This is a genomic window from Bordetella parapertussis, from assembly GCF_020735925.1.
GTDB classification, from domain to species: Bacteria; Pseudomonadota; Gammaproteobacteria; order Burkholderiales; family Burkholderiaceae_B; genus Bordetella; species Bordetella pertussis.
The window spans coordinates 361014-379793 of the sequence record NZ_CP085971.1; the positions used below are offsets into that span (position 1 = coordinate 361014).

The following is an 18780-nucleotide window of genomic DNA, read 5'->3' on the forward strand; positions in this document are numbered from 1 at the left end:
TGGTCAACCATTGAGCTTTTAATCGAGCATCATGGCTGCAGTCTCTTCTTCCGTGCCGCCCACCCCGCTGGGCGGCGTGCGCGTGCTGGACCTGTCCAAGGTCCTGGCCGGGCCGCTGTGCACGCAATACATGGCCGACATGGGCGCCGACGTGATCAAGGTCGAAGCGGCCGGGCAGGGCGACGATACGCGCGGCTGGCCGCCGTTCCAGGATGGCCAGGCGGCGGTGTTCCTCAGCTGCAACCGCAACAAGCGCAGCATCGCGCTGGACTTGAAGTCGGCGCACGGGCGCGCCGTGGTGCAGCGGCTGGCCGCCTGGGCCGACGTGGTGGTCCACAGCTTCGGTCCGGGCGTGGCGCAAAAGCTGGGCGTCGATTGGGAGGCCCTGTCCGAAATCAATCCCCGCCTCGTGTACTGCGCCATCTCCGGTTTCGGCCCGGTCGGCAGCCTGAGCCACGGCAAGGGGTTCGATGTGGTGCTGCAGGCGTTCTGCGGCATGATTTCGATCACCGGCGAGACCGAGGGCGGCGCGGTGCGCAGCCCGTTCTCGCCGGTGGACCAGGCCACCGGCCTGCATGCCCTGATCGGTATCCTGGCGGCCTTGCGCCAGCGCGACGCCAGCGGCCGCGGCGTCACCGTGGACGCCTCGCTGTTCGATACCGCGCTCGGTTTCATGGGCTACTTCATGCAGGGTTACTGGGCCCGCGGCACCGAGCCCGCGCGCGCGGGCGCCGGGCACGAGTCACTGTGCCCGTACCAGGATTTCGCGACCGCCGACAAGCCCATCATCCTGGGCATCGCCAACGATGCGCTGTGGCGCGCCTTCTGCACCCTGGCCGGGCGTCCCGAACTGGTCAGCGACCCGCGCTTTGCCACCAACGCGCAGCGCGTGGCCAACCGCGCGCAGACCCTGGCGGCCACGCGCGAACTGCTGGCGGCGCGCACGCGCGGCGAATGGCTGCCCGCGCTCGAGCAGGCCGGCATCCCCTGTTCCCCCATCCATACGCTGGCCGAGGTCGATGCGCATCCGCACACGCGCGAATCGGGCATGGTGTTCGACTACCCCGAGACCGGCGCCGATACCGGGCCGCTCAAGGGCGTGGCCCAGCCGGTGCGCTTTGACGGCATGCGCCTGACCACGCCCAAGCGGCCGCCGAGCCTCAATCAGGACTGGGCGTCGGTGCTGGCCGACGCCGGCTACTCCGATCCGGAAGTCCGGGATCTATTGCAACAGATGGCCTGAAAGAGCCATCCCACTCGTACAAGGAGACATGATGAATGTTTTGATACGCCGCGCCCTGTGCGCCGCCATCGCCTCGCTGGCGGCCGCCGCCGCGCACGCCGCCTATCCCGAACAGCCGGTCCGCATCGTGGTGGCGTTCGCGCCCGGCAGCGGCACCGACAACGTTGCCCGCTACTACGCGACGCGCCTGAGCGAGGAACTGAAGCAGCCCTTCGTCGTCGAGAACAAGCCCGGGGCCAACGGCAGCATCGCGGCCACGCAGGTGGCCCGTACGCAGCCCGACGGCTACACCCTGTTCCTGGGGTCGAACTCCACGTTGTCGGCCGCGCCGTTCCTGTTCAAGAAGCTGCCGTACGAGCCGCTCAAGGATTTCACGGCCGTCGCGCGCCTGTCCGATATCCCGTCCATGCTGGTGGTCGGCGCCGATTCGCCGATCCGCGATTTCGACCAATTCATCGGCAAGGCGCGCGCCGAGCCGGGCAGGGTGACCTGGGCCAACGCCAATACGGCCCACCTCGCCGCAGGCATGGCGCTGACCAAGCAGGCGCAGCTGGACATGATTTCGGTGCCCTACAAGAGCAGCCCTCAGGCGCTGACCGACGTGATCGGCGGCCAGGTCACGGCCATGGTCGTCGATACCTCCGCGGGCACCGCGTTCGTGCAGCAGGGCAAGGTGCGTGCGCTGGCGGTGACCACCGCCCGCCCGGTGGCGGCCATGCCCGGCGTGCCCAGCATGAGCGAGCGCTTTCCCGGCATCGACGTCTACTCCTGGCTGGGCATTGTGGGCCCTGCCGGCATGCCCGACGAGGTGGTGAGCGTGGTCAACCAGGCCATCCTGAAGATCAACGCCAGCGAGGACACGGTCCGCTTCCTGCGCGAGAACGCCGGCGCGGAACCGCCGCCGTCCTCCAGCCCGGCCGAGTTCACGCAGTTCATGCACGCGCAGCTCGAGGTGTGGCGCAAGCTGTTGCGCGACGCCAACGTGGAACCCATGTGAGCCAGCAGGAGAGCCGCATGTCCGCACCCGCCTGCGTGTCCGAGTTCGTCCGCTACGACGTCGACGCGGGGGTGGCCCGCATCACGCTCGACCGGCCGGATCGCCGCAACGCCATCGACGTTCCCATGCGTGCGGCCCTGCTGGCCGCGGTCCAGGCCGCCACGGCCGACCCGGCGGTGCGCGCCGTCGTCCTGACCGGGGCGGGCGGCCATTTCTGCAGCGGCGGCGACGTCTCGACCATGCGCGGCGCGTCCATGAGCGCCGAGCAGGGGCGCGACCGGATGGCGCCGATCGGCGCCTGCGCGCGGGCCTTGCTGGAAATGCCCAAGCCGGTGATCGCCGCCGTCGACGGGATCGCCTTTGGCGGCGGCTTCGGCCTGTGCCTGTGCGCCGACCTGGTGCTGGCCACGCCGGCGGCGCGCTTTTGCCTGTCGTTCATGCGGATCGGGCTGGTGCCCGATTTCGCCGCGGCGTTCACCTTGCCGCGCCTGGTCGGCCTGCAGCGCGCGCGCCAGCTGATCTACACCGCGGCCGAGATCGATGGCCGCCAGGCGCTGGAATATGGGCTGGTGAGCGAGCTGGTCGATGCCGGCAGGCTGGCGCCGCGCGCCGCGGAGGTGGCCACGGCCATGGCCGGCATGCCCGCCACGGCGTTCGCCCTGACCAAGCAGGCGCTGCTGCGTTCCAGTTCGAGCGAACTGGCGGCCATGGTGGAGATGGAAATGACCTCGCAGGGCGTGGCCTTCAACACCGGCTACCACCAGCAGGCGGTGGAACGCCTGCTGGAGAAAAAGCCGCCGCTGTATTCCTTTCCCGCCCCGACGGCCTGAAGGCGCGATGGCGGCCCGGCCGGCCGAGCCGGCGCGGGCTGCCGCCGCGTTCAACGCGCGGCGTAGACCTCGTCTTCGAAGTTCCCGACCATCTGCATGAAGGTATTGACCATGATGGAGAGGTTCTCGCGGCCCACGCCGCCCTCGGCGCTGAGGTCCATGCGCAGCACGGCCTGGTTGTCGTCGTCCAGGTAGGCGCGCGTCCAGCGGTATTTCTGGTTCCAGGCATTGAGCGCCTTGAGCGAGGTCTTGCGCTTGCCGAAACTGGCCTTCATGCTCACGTCCATGCACTCGTCGTCGTCGATGCAATACAGCTCGGCGCGCAGGTCGCGCAAGGGCAGGCCGTTGGCGTCGATGACGATCACCGGGCCGGACGCGCCTTCCTCGGTCGTGCTGTCGTAGCCGCCTTCGGCCAGGATGGACGTCAGCAGGCCGGCGTTGACGCTGCGCAGGCTGTCGCCCTCGGTGGCCCAGGCGGCGGCGTCGGCGGCCTCCTGGGCGGCCTCGGCCGCCGCTGCTTCGGCGGCCGCTTCCACGGCCTCGGAGGCCGCCTCGGCGCTCATCGCCGCGTCGTCCTCGTGGTTGTGCTCGTCGTCGTCCAGGCTGGCGCTGGCGCTGTCGTAGAGGTTGTCGAACAGCTCGTTGACCGGCACGTCGCGGCCGTTCAGCTTGGCCACCCCGGCCGCATAGGTGAAGGTGCCGACCAGCTTGTCGCCGTCGTTGCGGCCGATGTTCAGGATTTCGGCCATGCCGGCGAAGGCGTCGATGGTCTCGTCGGCTTCCTTGGCGGCTTCCTCGGGTGTCTTGCCCTGGCTGGTCTCGTAGTGGATCGCCAGGTCGCGCACCATCGGCTTGGATACCACCATCTTGACGTCGATCGCCTTGACTGCCTCTTCGAGATACTCGCGCGGCGTCAGCTCGCCGCTCGTCGTTGCCGGCTTGACTAGGACGATCGAGGACATCAGGCTGCTTTCGCCCTTCTCGGTCCTCCAGGCCACGGGACCCAGGCTCAGCGAGGGGCCGCCGGCCAGCAGGCGGCCGCCGTTCTCGATCAGCATCGTGAGCTGCTCGTCCTTCAGGCCCTCGTCGGTTTCGCCGGTGGCGAAATAGCCACGCAGCAGCTGGTTGTAGCCATCGCTGAGCGCCTTGAGCGCCTGGCCGTCCAGCCGGCTGACCTTCACGTTCAGTTCGCCGCTGCCAAAGGGTATCTTGTTGACCGTCAGGGGGCCGGTCTTGTAGGCGGCTTCGATGTCGATGTAATCGCCATCCTCGGTGGCCAGGGCGCGATAGCTCAGGTCGTCCAGCGAGATATCGAGCGATTCGCGCTTGTCGATCATCGCGATGCGCTTGATGGCCATGGTGCTTTCGCCCAGCGTGAAGCCATGCTTGCCCTGGTGGCTGCGCATGTCCACGCTCCAGCCGGTGGCGCTCATCTGCGTATCCTGGTCGCCATCGGCGGTAAAGCGCACGTACTCGGCGTCCAGGCGCGCCGTGCCCGAGCGGGTGGCGCGCTGGAAGGTGCTGGTGAGCGTGGCGCCGCTGAACGACAGCGTTACGTCGTCCTCGGTGAAATCGATGGGCGCCAGGCCGCTGCGGGTGCTGGCGTTGCCGCTGTAGGACACGATGGTGTCGCTCCACAGCGGGGCGGCGTTCTTGGTCAGTTCGAACAGCGGCTTGACCAGCTCGGTCCGGGCCAGCTCGGCGTGCACGAACGCCATCTGCGGCAGGAACTGGCCGCTTGCCAGGGCAGAACGGGGGAAGGGGCCGTGCTCGAAGCGGGCGTCGAACTCCGTCGAGCCCAGCGGCAGGGGCGTGACCGTGCCGGATTCCTCCTTGATGTCCTGGGACAGCGACAGGCCGTAGCGGGCCTGCGTGGTGAAGAAGCCGCGCTCGTACTTGAGCTGGTCGACGCGCAGCGTGTAGCCGGGCACCACCGCGGCCAGCTTCTCGTTCAGCACGCCCAGCCGCTGCTGCGTTTCGGTCTCGATCCGCTTGCCCGTATACCAGGTGCCGCCCAGCCAGCCGCCGGCCAGCACCACGATCACGCCGGCGGTGATGCCTATGCTCTTCTTCATCGTATGGATTACCTAAAGGGTTGTTTTTCCGCCGGGCCATCCCCGGGCAGGACTCTGCCCTCGGGATGGCGGCGAGCCCGCGCAAAACGGGCGCGCCGCCGCGAACGGGCGGCGCGCGGGACGGCGCTCAGCCGCCCAGGATGCTGCCCAGCAGCTGGTCGGCGGGCATCTTGCGGCCGTTCAGGTCCACCGTGCCGGCGGCGTAGTGGAACTTGCTGACGATGTTGTCGCCCTCGTTCTTGCCGAGGTTCATCATCTCGGCCATGCCGGCCAGCGAGCTGACCTGCTGGTCGGCCGCGGCGGCGGCCTGCTGCGCGTCCATGCCTTCCTGGCTTTGCAGGTAGCCGACCATCAGCGCCTTGATCATGGGCTTGGACAGGGTGGCGGAGGCGTCGATCGACTCGATCGCCTGGCTGAAGTAGTCGACCGCCATGAGGTCGCTGGAGGCGGGCTTGCTCAGCGCGACCCTGGCGTTGAAAACGCTTTCGCCCTGGGCCGTCTTCCATTGCACCGGGTCGAGCGTGAGCACCGGCTTGCCGGCCAGCAGCGTGTCGGCCTGCGCCATCAGCAGCTTGCGCATCTCGGCGTTGTCGGGCACCGGGTCCTTGCCCTCGGCCTGCAGCTTGATGGCCTTGTTGTATTCGTCGGCCACCACCTTGATCGCCGCGGCGTTCAGGCGCTCGGCCTTGAATACCGCCCGGCCGTTGCCCAGCGCGATGCCGTTGTAGGTGATCTCGCCGGCGCCGTAGCTGATTTCGCCGTTGATGAATTCGTCCTGCTCGCCGATCCTGGCGGCATAGGCCATGTCCGCCACCGTGAGGTGGGCATCGCCTTCCGGTTGCTTGACTTCCAGGCGCTTGACCGACAGGGCGCTGTCGCCGATCGACAGGCCGGACTTGCCCATGCGGCTGTCCACCGTCACGGCCAGGCCGTCGAGCGTGAACAGCAGCGGGCCGCCGTCGTCGTCCGCGCTGGCGTCCAGCGCCAGGCTGTCGGCCTTGAGCGAGCCGATCGCCGCCTGCGTGGCGCGCTGGTAGCTGCCGTCGAAGGTCGCGCCGCTGAACGCGAACTTGCCTTCGTCGCCGCTGTAGTCGATGGCGGCCAGCCCGCCGGTGCTGGTCGAGTCGCCGTTATAGGCGACCACCGTGTCGCTCCACAGCGGCGTGGCGCCCTTGGTCACTTCGAAGACTTTCTTGAGGTCTTCGGTGTTGGCCACTTCGGCATGCACGAACGCCAGCTGCGGCATCAGCTTGCCGCGCGCCAGCGCGCCGGGCGCGAACGGGCCGTGTTCGATACGCGCATCCACTTCCACGGTGGCCTCGGGCTTGCCGGTTTCCTCCGACTTGCCGACTTCCACGCCGTAGCGCGCCTGGGACGTAAAGAAGCCGCGCTCCAGCTTGAGCTGGTTGATGCGCACGGGAAACTCGGGGAAAGCGGCCGCGAGCTGGGCGTTGATTTCGTTCAGGCGGGTCTGCGACTCCGTTTCGATACGCTGGCCCGTATACCAGGTGCCGGCCAGCCAGCCGCCCACCGCCACAATGATCACGCCCGTGGTGACCGCTACCGATTTCTTCATCTTCTATGCCTTATGGAAGTGCGGCCATGCCACGCGCACGGGCCGCTTATATGCGTAGCCCGAAGGCTGGCGGCGAGTATAGCGAGCGGCGTGGCCGGAGCGGGCGAAACATATTACAAAAGACGACAAAATGTTCAAAAACAGCGGGACAGGCCGCAAAAGCGCGGCCAAGCGCCTAGATGGCGTCGAGCGGATAGACAGGCCGGCGCACATGCCGGAACTCGACCTGGCCATAGTCGGAAGTGGTCACGCCCACACCGGTGCATTCGATGACATGGGTGGCCATATCGGCAAAGCCGGCGCGCCAATGCACGCGTGACTTCAACGCCACGTAGCGCTTTTGCAGCGGGTCGATGCCGGCCGACAGCAGGCAATTGATGTCGAAAGGCTCCTGGTGGCGCGACACCACCACGATCTCGACCTTGCCGGTGTCGAGCACGACGGTCAGGCCCGTGTCGTTGCGCACGCCGCGGTACATGGGGCCGCGGTTCAGGTATACGCCGTCGAACAGCAGCTTGACCCGGGCGGTCAGGTGCAGGGGCGGGCTGGCCTGGCGCAGCGCCGGCATCGCCACCTTGCCGCCCAGGGGCAAGGTCACGGTGGCGCCCACGCCGGCCGCCGCGGCCTGCTGCGCGGCCTGCGGGTCGCAGATGGCGTAGAACGCCACGTTCTCCAGGCCCTGGTCCAGGATCTCGGCCAGCACCGCGGTGGTGTCCATGGTGCCGCCCGAACCGGTATTGTCGTAGTGGTCGAGCAGCACCACCGGTCCGTTCTCGATGGCCTTGGCGCGCGCGATGGTGGGCGCCAGCGGCTCGGCGTGGAACACCCAGTCGGCGCGTCCGCGCCAGGCGGTCTCGAGCAGCTCGTCGCGGTACTGCTCGGCCTGCGCCAGGTTGGCATCGGTGCACACCACCGCGCTCAGCCCCGCCTCGCGGATGTCGGCATGCGGAAAGCCGACGAACACCGAGGCGGCGATCACGCCTTCGGACTCCAGCGCCTTGCAGCGCGCCTGCAGCGATTTGTTGGGTTCGGCATGCGTGCCCTGGCGCATGATGTGCGGCAGCATCGGCTTGTTGGCCCAGCTCATGACGGGCTTGATCTCGCCGCGCAGCGTGCGGGCGATGGCGTTGGCCGCGCGCAGCCCGGCGGCGCGGATATCGACGTGCGGATAGGTGTGAAAGCCCGAGATGACGGTAGCGTGGCGCACGATGTCGTCGTAGATGTTGGCGTGCATGTCCAGCGTCACGCCCACCGGGATGGCCGGGGCGATGTCGCGCAGGCGGCGCAGCAGATCGCCTTCGGCGTCTTCCACGCCTTCGGCCACCATGGCGCCGTGCAGGTCCAGCAGGATGGCGTCGAAGCCGCCGCGGCGCGCCTCGTCCAGCACCAGGCCGCACAGGCGCTCGTACGTGGCGCGGTCGGTCGGCGCGCTGGGCCAGGACTCCGCCGCCACCGGCACGACGATTTCGGCGCCTTCGCGGCGTGCCACCTCGATATAGCCGCCCAGGCCGCTGTCGGTGTTCTCGTAGGCGCGTATGGCGCGCTCGCCGGCCAGGATCTCGGGGCTGCCGCGGAAAAACCGCTCCAGCGGGGTGGGAACGGGCGAGACCGTATTGGTCTCGTGCTTGATCATCGCCAACAGCCAACGCATGGTGTGCTCCTTGTCGTGCGCAATTCCTGGCGGCGCGCCCCGGTCAGGCGGGCAGCGGGCGGAAATTGCGGAAATCCCAGCCGCGGCCCGGCGCGGCGTCGATCAGGGCGCGGGTATACGCATGGCCGGGCCGGGTCAGCACCGTCTGCGCCGCGCCGGTCTCCACCACCTTGCCATGCTGCATGACCGCGATGGTGTCGCACACCTGCGCCGCCACGCGCAGGTCGTGCGTGATGAACAGCACGCTCACGCCGGTACGTTCGCGCACCTGCTCGATCAGCTCCAGCACCTGCGCCTGCACCGATACATCCAGCGCCGAAACGGCTTCGTCGGCCACCAGCACTTCGGGGTCCATGACCAGGGCGCGCGCGATGCAAAGGCGCTGGCGCTGGCCGCCCGAGAACTGGTGCGGGTAGCGCCGCATCACGTCGGGACCGAGGCCGACCACGCCCAGGGTGCGGGCGGCGCGCACCAGCGCCTGCGCGCGCGGCATGCCGAAGTTGAGCAGGCCCTCGATGATGGACTCGCCCACCGCGCGGCGCGGGTTCAGCGACCGGTAGGGGTCCTGGAACACGATCTGCACCTTGCGCCGCAGCGGACGCAGGCCCGCGCCGCTCAGGCGCGCGATGTCGGTTTCGCCCAGCAGCATGCGGCCGGCGCTGGGCTCGATCAGGCGCACGATGCAGCGCGCCACCGTGGACTTGCCCGAACCCGATTCGCCGACGATGCCGAGGATCTCGCCGCGCCGCAGGGTCAGGTCCACCTCGCTGGCGGCCACCACCGTGCGCGTCGCGCCGAAGAGCGAGCGCCGCTCGGCGTAGGTGCGGCCCAGCCCGGTGATGCGCAGCACCGGTTCGCCGCCTGGCGCCTCGCGCTGCGTCGGCACCAGGCTGGGCACCGACGACACCAGGCGGCGGGTGTAGTTCTGGCTCGGCCGCGCCAGGATCTCGTCGCGCGTGCCGGCCTCGGTGAGGTCGCTGCGGTTCATGACGACGATACGGTCGGCGATTTCGGCCACCACGCCGAAGTCGTGCGTGATGAAGAGCACGGCGGTCTGGTGCCTGTCCTGCAGTTCGCGGATCAGCGCCAGGATCTGTTTCTGCGTCGTGACATCCAGCGCCGTGGTGGGTTCGTCGGCGATCAGCAGCTTGGGTTCGAGGATCAGCGCCATGGCGATGACGATGCGCTGGCGCTGGCCGCCCGAGAGCTGGTGCGGATACGCGTCGTAGATGCGCTCCACGTCGGGCAGGTGCACCGAGCGGAACATTTCGAGCACCTTGGCGCGCCGTTGCGCGCGCGGCATGCGGCGGTGCAGGCGCAGCACTTCGTCGACCTGGCTGCCCACCCGGTGCACCGGGTTGAGCGCGGTCATGGGCTCCTGGAACACCATGGCCATGCGCGTGGCGCGCAGTTCGCGCCGCCGCCGCGCGCTGGCCGTGACGATGTCCTCGCCCAGCACGCGGGCCGAGCCGCCGGAGACCTCCAGGATGCCCTCGGGCAGCAATCCCATGACCGCCAGCGACGTGACCGACTTGCCCGACCCGGATTCGCCCACCACGCAGACCGTCTCGCCGGCGTGCACGTCCAGGCTGAGGTTGCGGACCACGCGGTTGCCCGCGCCGCAGACGCTCACCGACAGGTTGCGGATCGCCAGCACCGCGGCGCTGGTGTCGCCGGCCGGAGGGTAGGGGGCGTAGGGCATCGCTCAGGTCCTCCGCGTCATTTTCGGGTCCAGCGCGTCGCGCAGCGCGTCGCCCAGGATATTGACGCTGAGCACGGTCAGCGACAGGAACAGGCCGGGAAACAGGATCAGGCCCGGCAGCATGCGGAAGTACATGCGGCCCTCGGACATGATGTTGCCCCACGAGGCGATCTCGGGCGGGATGCCGGCGCCCAGGAAGCTGAGTATGGCCTCGGTCAGCATGGCCGAGGCGAACACATAGGTGCCTTGCACGGTCAGCGGCGCCACGGTGCTGGGCACCAGGTGGCGCCACAGCAGCAGGGGCAGCGGCGTGCCCAGCGCCAGCGCGGCTTCGACATAGGGTTCGCCGCGCACGCTGAGGATCTGGCCGCGCACCAGCCGCACCACGCGGGGAATCTCCGGGATGGTGATGGCCACCAGCACCGTGGCCAGGCTGGCGCCGGTCACCGACACCAGGGCGATGGCCAGCAGGATGCCGGGGATGGCCATGACGGCGTCCATGGTGCGCATGATCAGGCCGTCGAGCGTGCGGAACCAGCCGGCGATGACGCCTATCACCAGGCCCAGCGTCACGCTGACCAGCGCCGCGCCCAGGCCGGCCACCAGCGATACGCGCGCGCCATACACCACGCGCGACCAGATGTCGCGCCCGAACGCATCGGTGCCGAACAGATAGTCGCCGAAAGGCGGCTTCAGGCGCGCGCCCGGATCGATGGCGGTCGGGTCCACGGTGCCCAGCCACGGCGCCAGCAGGGCCGCGCCCACCACCAGGGCCAGCACCGCCAGCGCGGCCAGCACCGGCGCGCCGGAGAATTCGCGGCGCACGCGCCGCCACGCGCCTGCCTGGGGCGGTTCGTTCTCGGGCAGGGCGCCGTCGGCGACGGCATCGCTATGCGTGGGCATCGTCAATACCTGATGCGCGGGTCGAACACCGTATAGGCGCAGTCGACCACCAGATTGATGAACACGTAGACGAACGCGAAGAACAGCGTCAGCCCCTGGATCACGGGGTAATCGCGCGCCATCACGGCCTCGACCACCAGGCGGCCCAGGCCGGGAATGTTGAACACCGACTCCGTCACCACCACGCCGCTGATCAGCAGCGCCACGCCCACCCCGATCACCGTGGCGATGGGCACCGCGGCATTGCGCAGGGCGTGGCCCAGCAGCACGCCGGTCTCGCCCAGCCCCTTGGCGCGCGCGGTGCGGATGAAGTCCTCGCCCATGACTTCGATGATGCTGGTGCGGGTGATGCGCGCGATCAGCGCCACATACACCGTGGACAGCGCCAGCGAGGGCAGGACGAGGCGGTGCAGGTAAGGCCAGAATCCCTGCGCCAGCGGCGTGTAGCCCTGCACGTTGAACCAGCCCAGCTTGATGGCGAAGGCCCAGATCAGCACGTAGCCGGTCACGAACACCGGCACCGAGAATCCCAGCACCGAAAAGCCCATCACGGCGCGGTCGAGCAGGCGGCCGCGCCGCCACGCCGCCAGGATGCCCAATGGAATGGCGACCGCCAGGGTGAACGCCAGCGTGATCACCGCCAGGCTGAGCGAGGGCTCCAGGCGCTGGCCGATCAACTGGGTGACCGGCACGCCGGACATCAGCGAAGTGCCCATGTCGCCGCGCACCAGCCTGCCGGTCCAGATGAAGAATTGCTTGACCAGCGGCTGGTCCAGTCCCATGACGTGGCGGATCTGGGCAATGCGTTCGGGCGTGGCGGCGTCGCCGGCCATGATGATGGCCGGATCGCCGGGGCTTGCGCGCAGGATCGCGAAGACCACGACCGCCACCATGATCAGGACCGGTATGGTGGCCAACAGCCGGCGCGCGATGAATGCCAGCATGGAACTCCCTCGGGTTGCGCGGGCGGGCCAGGCCCGCCCTGGGCTTCAAGGCGCCTTCTTGACGTTCCAGAAGGCGAACACCGGCGCGTGCACCAGGCCGCTCAGCTTGGTGGTGTAGACGGTGGGCACGGACATCTGGCCCAGTGGCACGTACAGGCCCTCGTCGATGCCGATGCGTTGCGCCTCCTCGGCCAGCTTCTTCTGCTCGGCGGGGTCGGAGCTCAGGGCGAACCTGGTGCGCAACGTCTCGATTTCCGGAATGTCTGGCCAGCCGAACCAGGCGTTGTCGCCATTGGCCGCCGCCGGGGCCGAGCGCACCGGGTCCATGATGTCGGTGGCGTACCAGTTGGTGTTGTGGATGTTCCAGCCGCCTTGCGCCGGCGCGGCCTTGGAGGCGCGCCGCGTGGCCACGCTTTGCCAGTCCATCGCCGCCAGGTTGACGTTGAAGCCCGCCTTGCGCAGCGCCTGCGCCATCACCACGGGCTGGGCGCTGAGCGTGCCGACGTCGGTGGCGTGCATCACCAGGATGGGCGTGTTGTCGTAGCCGGCCTCCTTGAGCAGGGCGCGCGCCTTCTCGATGTTGGACGGCACCACCATGTCCTTGCCGATGTCGGTCTCGAACGGCGTGCCGCAGCCCCACAGCGAGGCGCAGGTCTGCCAGTACTTCGGGTTGCCCACCAGCGCCTTCATCACGTCTTCCTGGCCGATGGCGTACATGGCGGCCTGGCGGATCTTCTTGTTGTCGAAGGACGGGTACTTGAAGTTGAAGCGGTACATGGTGAAGTAGCCCACCGGACTGAGCGCTTCCTCCTTCAGTGCCGGATTGCCCTCCACCATGGGCAGCAGGTCGTACGGGAACTGCTCGACGAAGTCGATCTCGCCGCCCAGCAGGGCGTTGGCCGTGGTCAGGGCGTCGGGCATGACGTTCCACTCGACCCGGTCGATGTGGACCGCCTTGCCGCCGGCCAGGCCGCTGGCTGGCTCCTGGCGCGGCACGTAGTCCGCGTTCCTGACGTATACGGTCTTCACCCCGGGCTTGAACTCGGCCACCTTGAACGGGCCCGAGCCGGTCATGTCGGTAATGGGCTGGCCGATGGGAATGTCGGCGATGCGCTTGGGCATCATGAAGGCGGCCGTGCCGGTGGGCTTGGACAGCGCGCGCAAGGCGAGATCCGTGGGCTCTTTCATGACGATGCGCAAGGTCTGGTCGTCGACGGCCTCGATCCTGTCGGTGAACTTCATCAGCGTGCGGCCCATGCCGTCGCCGCCCGCCCAGCGCTTGATCGACGCGACGCAGTCCTCGGCGGTCACGGGCTTGCCGTCGTGCCACTTCTGGCCGGGGCGCAGCGTCATGGTGTAGGTCTTGCCGTCGGGCGAGACTTCCCACTTTTCGAGCATCTGGGGCTGGATCTTGTTGTCGGCGTCGGTGGCCAGCAGCGTGTCGTAGATCATGTAGCCGTGCCACGTCGTGATGTATGCCGTGGTGGCGTGGGGGTCGGTCAGCCGCAGGGGCGAGTGCATGACGGCCTTGATGACGGTTTCGGCGCCGGCGCCCTGGGCTGCCAGGAGCATGGCGCCGGCCAGCGCGGCGATGCGGACGGACTTCAGCATGGATGTTCCCCTTTCTGAGTGAAGCCGGCGGCGCCAGGGCGCCGCCGTTGTTGTCGGAAACGCGCCGCCGGGGGCGCGCGAGGATCAAGCTGTGACCGTGGGCCGGCGTCGGACGCGGGTCCACAAGGCCCCATTCTGATGCCCGGTGGCGGGCCTGTCCATGGTTGTTTTCTTGCGTCCGCGCGCGCCGGGGGAGGGGTGGCGCATGGCGGCGAGGCCGGTCCGCCGGCGGGCCGGCCTCGGGAATACCCGCATGCCCGTTCGAGGGCCCGGGCCGTGGCGCGCCTACTTGGCCACGGGCATGGTGAACTCGGCGCCCTTGCCGATGCTGTCGGGCCAGCGCTGCATCACGCTCTTGTAGCGCGAATAGAAGCGCACGCCTTCCTCGCCGTAGGCATGGTGGTCGCCGAACAGCGAGCGCTTCCAGCCGCCGAACGAGTGCCATGCCATCGGCACCGGAATGGGCACGTTGATGCCGACCATGCCCACCTTGATCTGGCGCGCGAAGGCGCGCGCGATGCCGCCGTCGGACGTGAAGCAGGACACGCCGTTGCCGAATTCATGGGCGTTGATCAGTTCCACCGCGGCGGCGAAGTCCGGCACGCGCACGATGCACAGCACCGGGCCGAAGATCTCCTCGCGATAGATGTTCATGGCGGGCGTGACGTGGTCGAACAGCGTGCCGCCCAGGAAGAACCCGCCTTCGTTGCCGGGCACCTGCAGGCCGCGCCCGTCGACCACCAGCGTGGCCCCGCAGGCCTGGCCGTCCTCGATGTAGCCGGTAACCTTGGCGCGGTGCTGCGCGGTCACCTGCGGCCCCATCTCGGCGTCGGCCTGCATGCCGTCCTTGACCACCAGGGCGCGCACGCGCGGCGCCAGGCGGGCCACCACCTCGTCGGCCACCTCGCCCACCGCCACCGCGACCGAGATCGCCATGCAGCGTTCGCCCGCCGAGCCATAGGCCGCGCCCATCAAGGCGTCGGTGACCTGGTCCAGGTCGGCGTCCGGCATGACCACCATGTGGTTCTTGGCGCCGCCCAGGGCCTGCACGCGCTTGCCGCGGCGCGTGCCCTCGGCGTAGATGTATTCGGCGATCGGCGTGGAGCCGACGAACGACAGCGCCTCGACCTGCGGATGCGCGATCAGCGCGTCCACCGCCTGCTTGTCGCCCTGCACCACGTTGAACACGCCGTCGGGCAGGCCAGCCTCCTTGAGCAGCTCGGCCAGGCGCAGCGCGGCCGAGGGGTCGCGCTCGGACGGCTTGAGCACGAAGGTGTTGCCGCAGGCCAGCGCCACCGGGAACATCCAGCACGGCACCATCATGGGAAAGTTGAACGGGGTGATGCCCGCCACCACGCCCAGCGGCTGGCGCATGCTCCAGTTGTCGATGCCGCCGCCGATCTGGTCGGTGTACTGGCCCTTGAGCAGGTGCGGGATGCCGCAGGCGAACTCCACCACCTCGATGCCGCGCGTCACCTCGCCCTTGGCGTCGGAGAACACCTTGCCATGCTCGGCGGTGATCAGCGCGGCCAGCTCGTCCTGGTGCTCGTCCAGCAGGGCCTTGAACTTGAACAGAATGCGCGCGCGCTTGAGCGGCGGCGTTTCCGACCAGGCCGGAAACGCCGCCGCGGCGGCCGCCACGGCGGTGTCGACGTCCTGCGCCGAAGCCAGCGGAATCGAGCTGGAGACCTCGCCGGTGGCGGGGTTGAAGCCTTGCGTGTAGCGGCCGTTGCGGCCTTCGTACGGCTGGCCGTTGATGAAATGCGGAATGGTCTTCATGGGTATGGTCTGTTGCGTGGCGGGTGCCGGGTCAGGCGATTTCCTTGAGCACCTTGCCGATGCCCTCGAAGAGCTCGCCGATCTGCGCCTCGTCGATGATCAGCGGCGGCGAGACGGCCAGGATGTCGCCGGTATAGCGCACCATCAGCCCGCTGTCGAAGCATTTGCGGAAGGCTTCGGCCGCGCGCGCGCCCGGCGCGTCGGGGCGCGAGGCCAGCTCGATGCCGGCCACCAGGCCGATGTTGCGCACGTCGATGACGTGCGGCGCGCCTTGCAGGGCATGCGCCGCTTTCTCGAAAGCGGGCGACAGGTCGCGGGCGCGGCCGAACAGGTCGTCGCGCCGGTAGATGCCCAGCGTGGCCAGGATGGCGGCCGCCGCCAGCGGGTGGGCCGAATAGGTGTAGCCGTGGAAGAACTCGATGCCGCCCTGCACGCCGTTGACGATGGCGTCGTGGACTTCGCGCTTGACCGCCACGGCGCCGGCCGGCACCGCGGCGTTGCTCACGCCCTTGGCCATGGTGATGATGTCGGGCGTGACGCCGAAGTGCTCGGCCGCGGTGGGCGAGCCCAGCCGGCCATAGGCGGTGATCACTTCGTCGAAGATCAGCAGGATGCCGTGCCGCGCGGTGATTTCGCGCAGGCGCTGCAGGTAGCCTTTGGGCGGCACCAGCACGCCGGTCGAGCCGGCCATGGGCTCGACGATCACCGCGGCGATGGTCGACGCGTCGTGCAGCGCCACGATGCGTTCCAGTTCGTCGGCCAGGTGTTCGCCCCAGGCCGGCTGGCCCTTGGAGAACGCATTGTGCTCGAGGCTGTGCGTATGGGGCAGATGGTCCTCCGCGGGCAGCAGCGCGCCCGAGAACGTCTTGCGGTTGGCCGATATGCCGCCCACCGAAATGCCGCCGAAGCCCACGCCGTGGTAGCCGCGTTCGCGCCCGACCAGGCGGGTGCGCTGCGCGTCGCCGCGCGCCCGGTGGTAGGCCAGCGCAATCTTCAGCGCGGTGTTGACCGATTCGGAACCGGAGTTGGTGAAGAACACGCGGTCGATGCCGGCCGGCATGAACGAGGCCACCGCGGTGGCCGCCTCGAACGCAAGCGGGTGGCCCAGCTGGAAGCCCGGCGCGTAATCCATCTCGCCGGCCTGGCTGGCGATGGCCTGCACGATCTCCGGGCGGCAGTGGCCCGCGTTCACGCACCATAGGCCGGCCGTGCCGTCGAGGATCTGGCGGCCATCGGTCGAGGTGTAGTACATGCCCTCGGCACGGGCCAGCAGGCGCGGCTGGGACTTGAACTGCCGGTTGGCGGTAAACGGCATCCAGAGATGCGACAGGTCGGGCGGGCTGGCGGGGGCATTCTATGAGGGTCGCTCCAGAGGTAACGCCTGCGGTGTGCGCCGACCGCGCGTGCGGTGGCCGGGCAGGGGACGAGATCGATTCTGGCCCGCCTGCCAGGGAATGAAAATATACAATCGACGTAAATACCGCTAACTGTATAGTTGGATTCTGGCTAACTGTACAGAAATCTACCTGGCAGACCTTCCGTGATCGATTTCCAACCCGTGCGCGGCCGCGCGCAGGCGCCTTCGCTGGTCGAGCAGGTCGTGCAGGCGTTCAGCAGCGCCATCGCCCGGCAAGAGTTGCGGCCTGGCATGCCCGTGCCGTCGGTGCGCGAGTTCGCGCGCCAGCACGGCATCAGCACCTTTACCGTGGCCAGCGCCTATAGCAGGCTGGCCGCGCAGGGCTGGCTGCCCGGCCCGGATCGGGCTACCGGGTCGCCTCGCCGCAGGCGGCCGCGCCGCGCGCGGGCACCCCGGGGCAATGGTCGCCGCCGCGGCTCAACGACAGTTGGCTGCTGTCCGATATCTATGCCGACCACTCCATCCCGATCAAGTCGGGCTGCGGCTGGCTGCCGCCCGAATGGCTGCACGAAGAGGGCCTGCACCAGGCGCTGCGGCACCTGGGCCGGGTGCCGGCGCTGCGCATTGCCGGCTATGGGCATCCCTATGGCTACGCGCCGCTGCGCGAGACCATCGCCGCCGGCCTGGGCGCGGCCGGCATGCCGGCCGAGGCCGACCAGGTGCTGCTGACGCAAGGCGTCACGCACGGGCTGGACCTGGTCATGCGCACCCTGTTGCGCCCCGGCGATACGGTGCTGGTCGAGCAGCCCTGCTACGCCAATCTGCTGCAGTTGCTGCGGCTGGCGGGCATGCGCGTGGTCAGCGTGCCGCGCGGCGTCGACGGCATCGACTGCGAGGCGCTCGACGCCGCCGCGCTGGCGCACCGTCCGCGCGCCTTGTTCGTCAACACGGTGCTGCAGAACCCCAGCGGCGCCAGCCTGGGCATGGCCAACGCGTTCCGCGTGCTGCAGGCGGCCGAGCGCCACGGACTGTGGATCGTGGAAGACGATATTTCGCGCGAGCTGATGCCCGCCATTGCCCCCTTGCTCGCGGCGCTGGACGGCGCGCAGCGCGTGGTCTACCTGAGCGGCTACTCCAAGGCCATCAGCCCGTCGGTGCGGGTCGGCTACATCGTGGCGCACCGCGACCTGGTGCGCGACCTGGCGCGCACCAAGATGGCGGCCGGGCTGACCTCGCCCGAGATCATGGAGCGCGTGGTGCACCAGGTCATCCGCGAGGGGCGCTACCGCGCCCATGTGCTGCGCACCCGCGAGCGCCTGGGGCAGGCGCATGCGCAGGTCGTGCAGGCGATGGACGAGCATGGCCTGCAACTGTGCGCCCGTCCCCAGGCCGGCCTGTTCCTGTGGGAGCGGCCCGGCGGGGCCTGGCGCGAGCGCGGCGCCAATGCCTTGGCCGAGCTGGCGCTCAAGGACGGTATCTGGCTGGCGCCGGGATCCTATTTCGACGCGGCCGACGCGGACATCCCGTGGCTGCGCTTCAACGTGGCGTATTCGGACGCCGCGGCGCTGTGGCGGTTCCTGCGCGGCGCGGGGGCGAGCGCTCAGCCCGCCACGCGCTCGTATTCCACGAAGTCGTAGCGCAGGCCGTTCTCGGCCGGTTGTGCCGCGCGCTGCGTTTCGCGCCACTGCCCGGCCGGCAGCGGCGGGAAGAAAGCGTCGCCCTCGATCTCGGCATGCACCTCGGTGGCCACCACGCGCTGCGCCAGCGGCAGGGCCTGGGCGTAGATCTGCGCGCCGCCGATGACGCAGGCCACGGCGGCGTCGCCGCAGGCCTGGATGGCGGCGTCAAGCGAGCCCACCACCACGGCGCCGGCGGCGCCATAGGCCGGGTTGCGGGTGATCACGATATTGGTGCGCCCCGGCAGCGGGCGGCCCAGGGATTCCCAGGTGTTGCGGCCCATGATGATGGGATGGCCGAGGGTCGTGCGCTTGAAGTGCGCCAGGTCGCCGGGCAGCTTCCAGGGCAGGGCGTTGTCGCGTCCGATGACGCCGTTGGTCGAATAGGCGACGACCAGGCTGAGCAGGGGAGTGGCGGGCATGGGCAAGGGCGTGA

The 18780-nt window shown here is 69.1% G+C and carries 13 protein-coding genes and 1 pseudogene; 4 read left to right on the top strand and 10 right to left on the bottom strand.

What is annotated here, in order from left to right:
• The first annotated feature begins 31 nt into the window (after positions 1 to 31).
• Genes LK409_RS01715 through LK409_RS01725 form a run of 3 tightly spaced genes read left to right on the top strand, consistent with a single transcriptional unit; the run spans position 32 to position 3070 of the window.
• Positions 32 to 1243, top strand: a complete 1212-nt coding sequence (locus tag LK409_RS01715; RefSeq protein WP_003808413.1) for a CaiB/BaiF CoA transferase family protein — start codon at positions 32 to 34, stop codon at positions 1241 to 1243.
• A gap of 28 nt (positions 1244 to 1271) precedes the next feature.
• On the top strand, positions 1272 to 2240 hold the full coding sequence (locus LK409_RS01720; RefSeq protein WP_003808415.1) for a Bug family tripartite tricarboxylate transporter substrate binding protein: 969 nt from the start codon (positions 1272 to 1274) through the stop codon (positions 2238 to 2240).
• 17 nt (positions 2241 to 2257) lie between these two features.
• Positions 2258 to 3070: an enoyl-CoA hydratase/isomerase family protein gene (locus LK409_RS01725; protein WP_033448787.1), complete on the top strand. Its 813-nt coding sequence runs from the start codon at positions 2258 to 2260 to the stop codon at positions 3068 to 3070.
• A gap of 50 nt (positions 3071 to 3120) precedes the next feature.
• Here LK409_RS01725 and LK409_RS01730 read toward each other — a convergent pair whose 3' ends face one another.
• The 9 genes from LK409_RS01730 to LK409_RS01770 form a co-directional block, all read right to left on the bottom strand.
• Complete coding sequence (locus LK409_RS01730; protein ID WP_010927676.1) at positions 3121 to 5145, bottom strand: DUF945 family protein; 2025 nt, start codon at positions 5143 to 5145, stop codon at positions 3121 to 3123.
• A gap of 127 nt (positions 5146 to 5272) precedes the next feature.
• Positions 5273 to 6721: a YdgA family protein gene (locus tag LK409_RS01735; protein WP_003808423.1), complete on the bottom strand. Its 1449-nt coding sequence runs from the start codon at positions 6719 to 6721 to the stop codon at positions 5273 to 5275.
• A gap of 175 nt (positions 6722 to 6896) precedes the next feature.
• Positions 6897 to 8372, bottom strand: a complete 1476-nt coding sequence (locus LK409_RS01740; RefSeq protein ID WP_010927677.1) for a M81 family metallopeptidase — start codon at positions 8370 to 8372, stop codon at positions 6897 to 6899.
• A gap of 43 nt (positions 8373 to 8415) precedes the next feature.
• A complete protein-coding gene (locus tag LK409_RS01745; RefSeq protein WP_010927678.1) occupies positions 8416 to 10074 on the bottom strand; it encodes a dipeptide ABC transporter ATP-binding protein in 1659 nt (552 codons plus the stop codon).
• Between the two features lie 3 nt (positions 10075 to 10077).
• Entirely contained in the window at positions 10078 to 10977 is a 900-nt protein-coding gene (locus LK409_RS01750; protein ID WP_010927679.1) for an ABC transporter permease, read from the bottom strand.
• A 2-nt stretch (positions 10978 to 10979) separates the two neighbouring features.
• Positions 10980 to 11921, bottom strand: coding sequence for an ABC transporter permease (locus tag LK409_RS01755; protein ID WP_059565469.1), 942 nt, complete (start codon positions 11919 to 11921; stop codon positions 10980 to 10982).
• A 45-nt stretch (positions 11922 to 11966) separates the two neighbouring features.
• Complete coding sequence (locus LK409_RS01760; RefSeq protein ID WP_010927681.1) at positions 11967 to 13532, bottom strand: ABC transporter substrate-binding protein; 1566 nt, start codon at positions 13530 to 13532, stop codon at positions 11967 to 11969.
• A gap of 285 nt (positions 13533 to 13817) precedes the next feature.
• Entirely contained in the window at positions 13818 to 15311 is a 1494-nt protein-coding gene (locus LK409_RS01765) for a CoA-acylating methylmalonate-semialdehyde dehydrogenase (protein ID WP_010927682.1), read from the bottom strand.
• Between the two features lie 31 nt (positions 15312 to 15342).
• Positions 15343 to 16626 carry an aspartate aminotransferase family protein gene (locus LK409_RS01770; RefSeq protein WP_010927683.1) on the bottom strand — a complete coding sequence of 428 codons (1284 nt, stop codon included), beginning with the start codon at positions 16624 to 16626 and terminating at the stop codon, positions 15343 to 15345.
• A gap of 225 nt (positions 16627 to 16851) precedes the next feature.
• Here LK409_RS01770 and LK409_RS01775 point away from each other — a divergent pair.
• Positions 16852 to 18305, top strand: a pseudogene (locus LK409_RS01775) (aminotransferase-like domain-containing protein).
• Here LK409_RS01775 and LK409_RS01780 read toward each other — a convergent pair.
• Entirely contained in the window at positions 18269 to 18766 is a 498-nt protein-coding gene (locus LK409_RS01780) for a dihydrofolate reductase (protein WP_041937110.1), read from the bottom strand. The pseudogene LK409_RS01775 and the gene LK409_RS01780 sit on opposite strands and share 37 nt — an antisense overlap.
• Positions 18767 to 18780 lie beyond the last annotated feature (14 nt).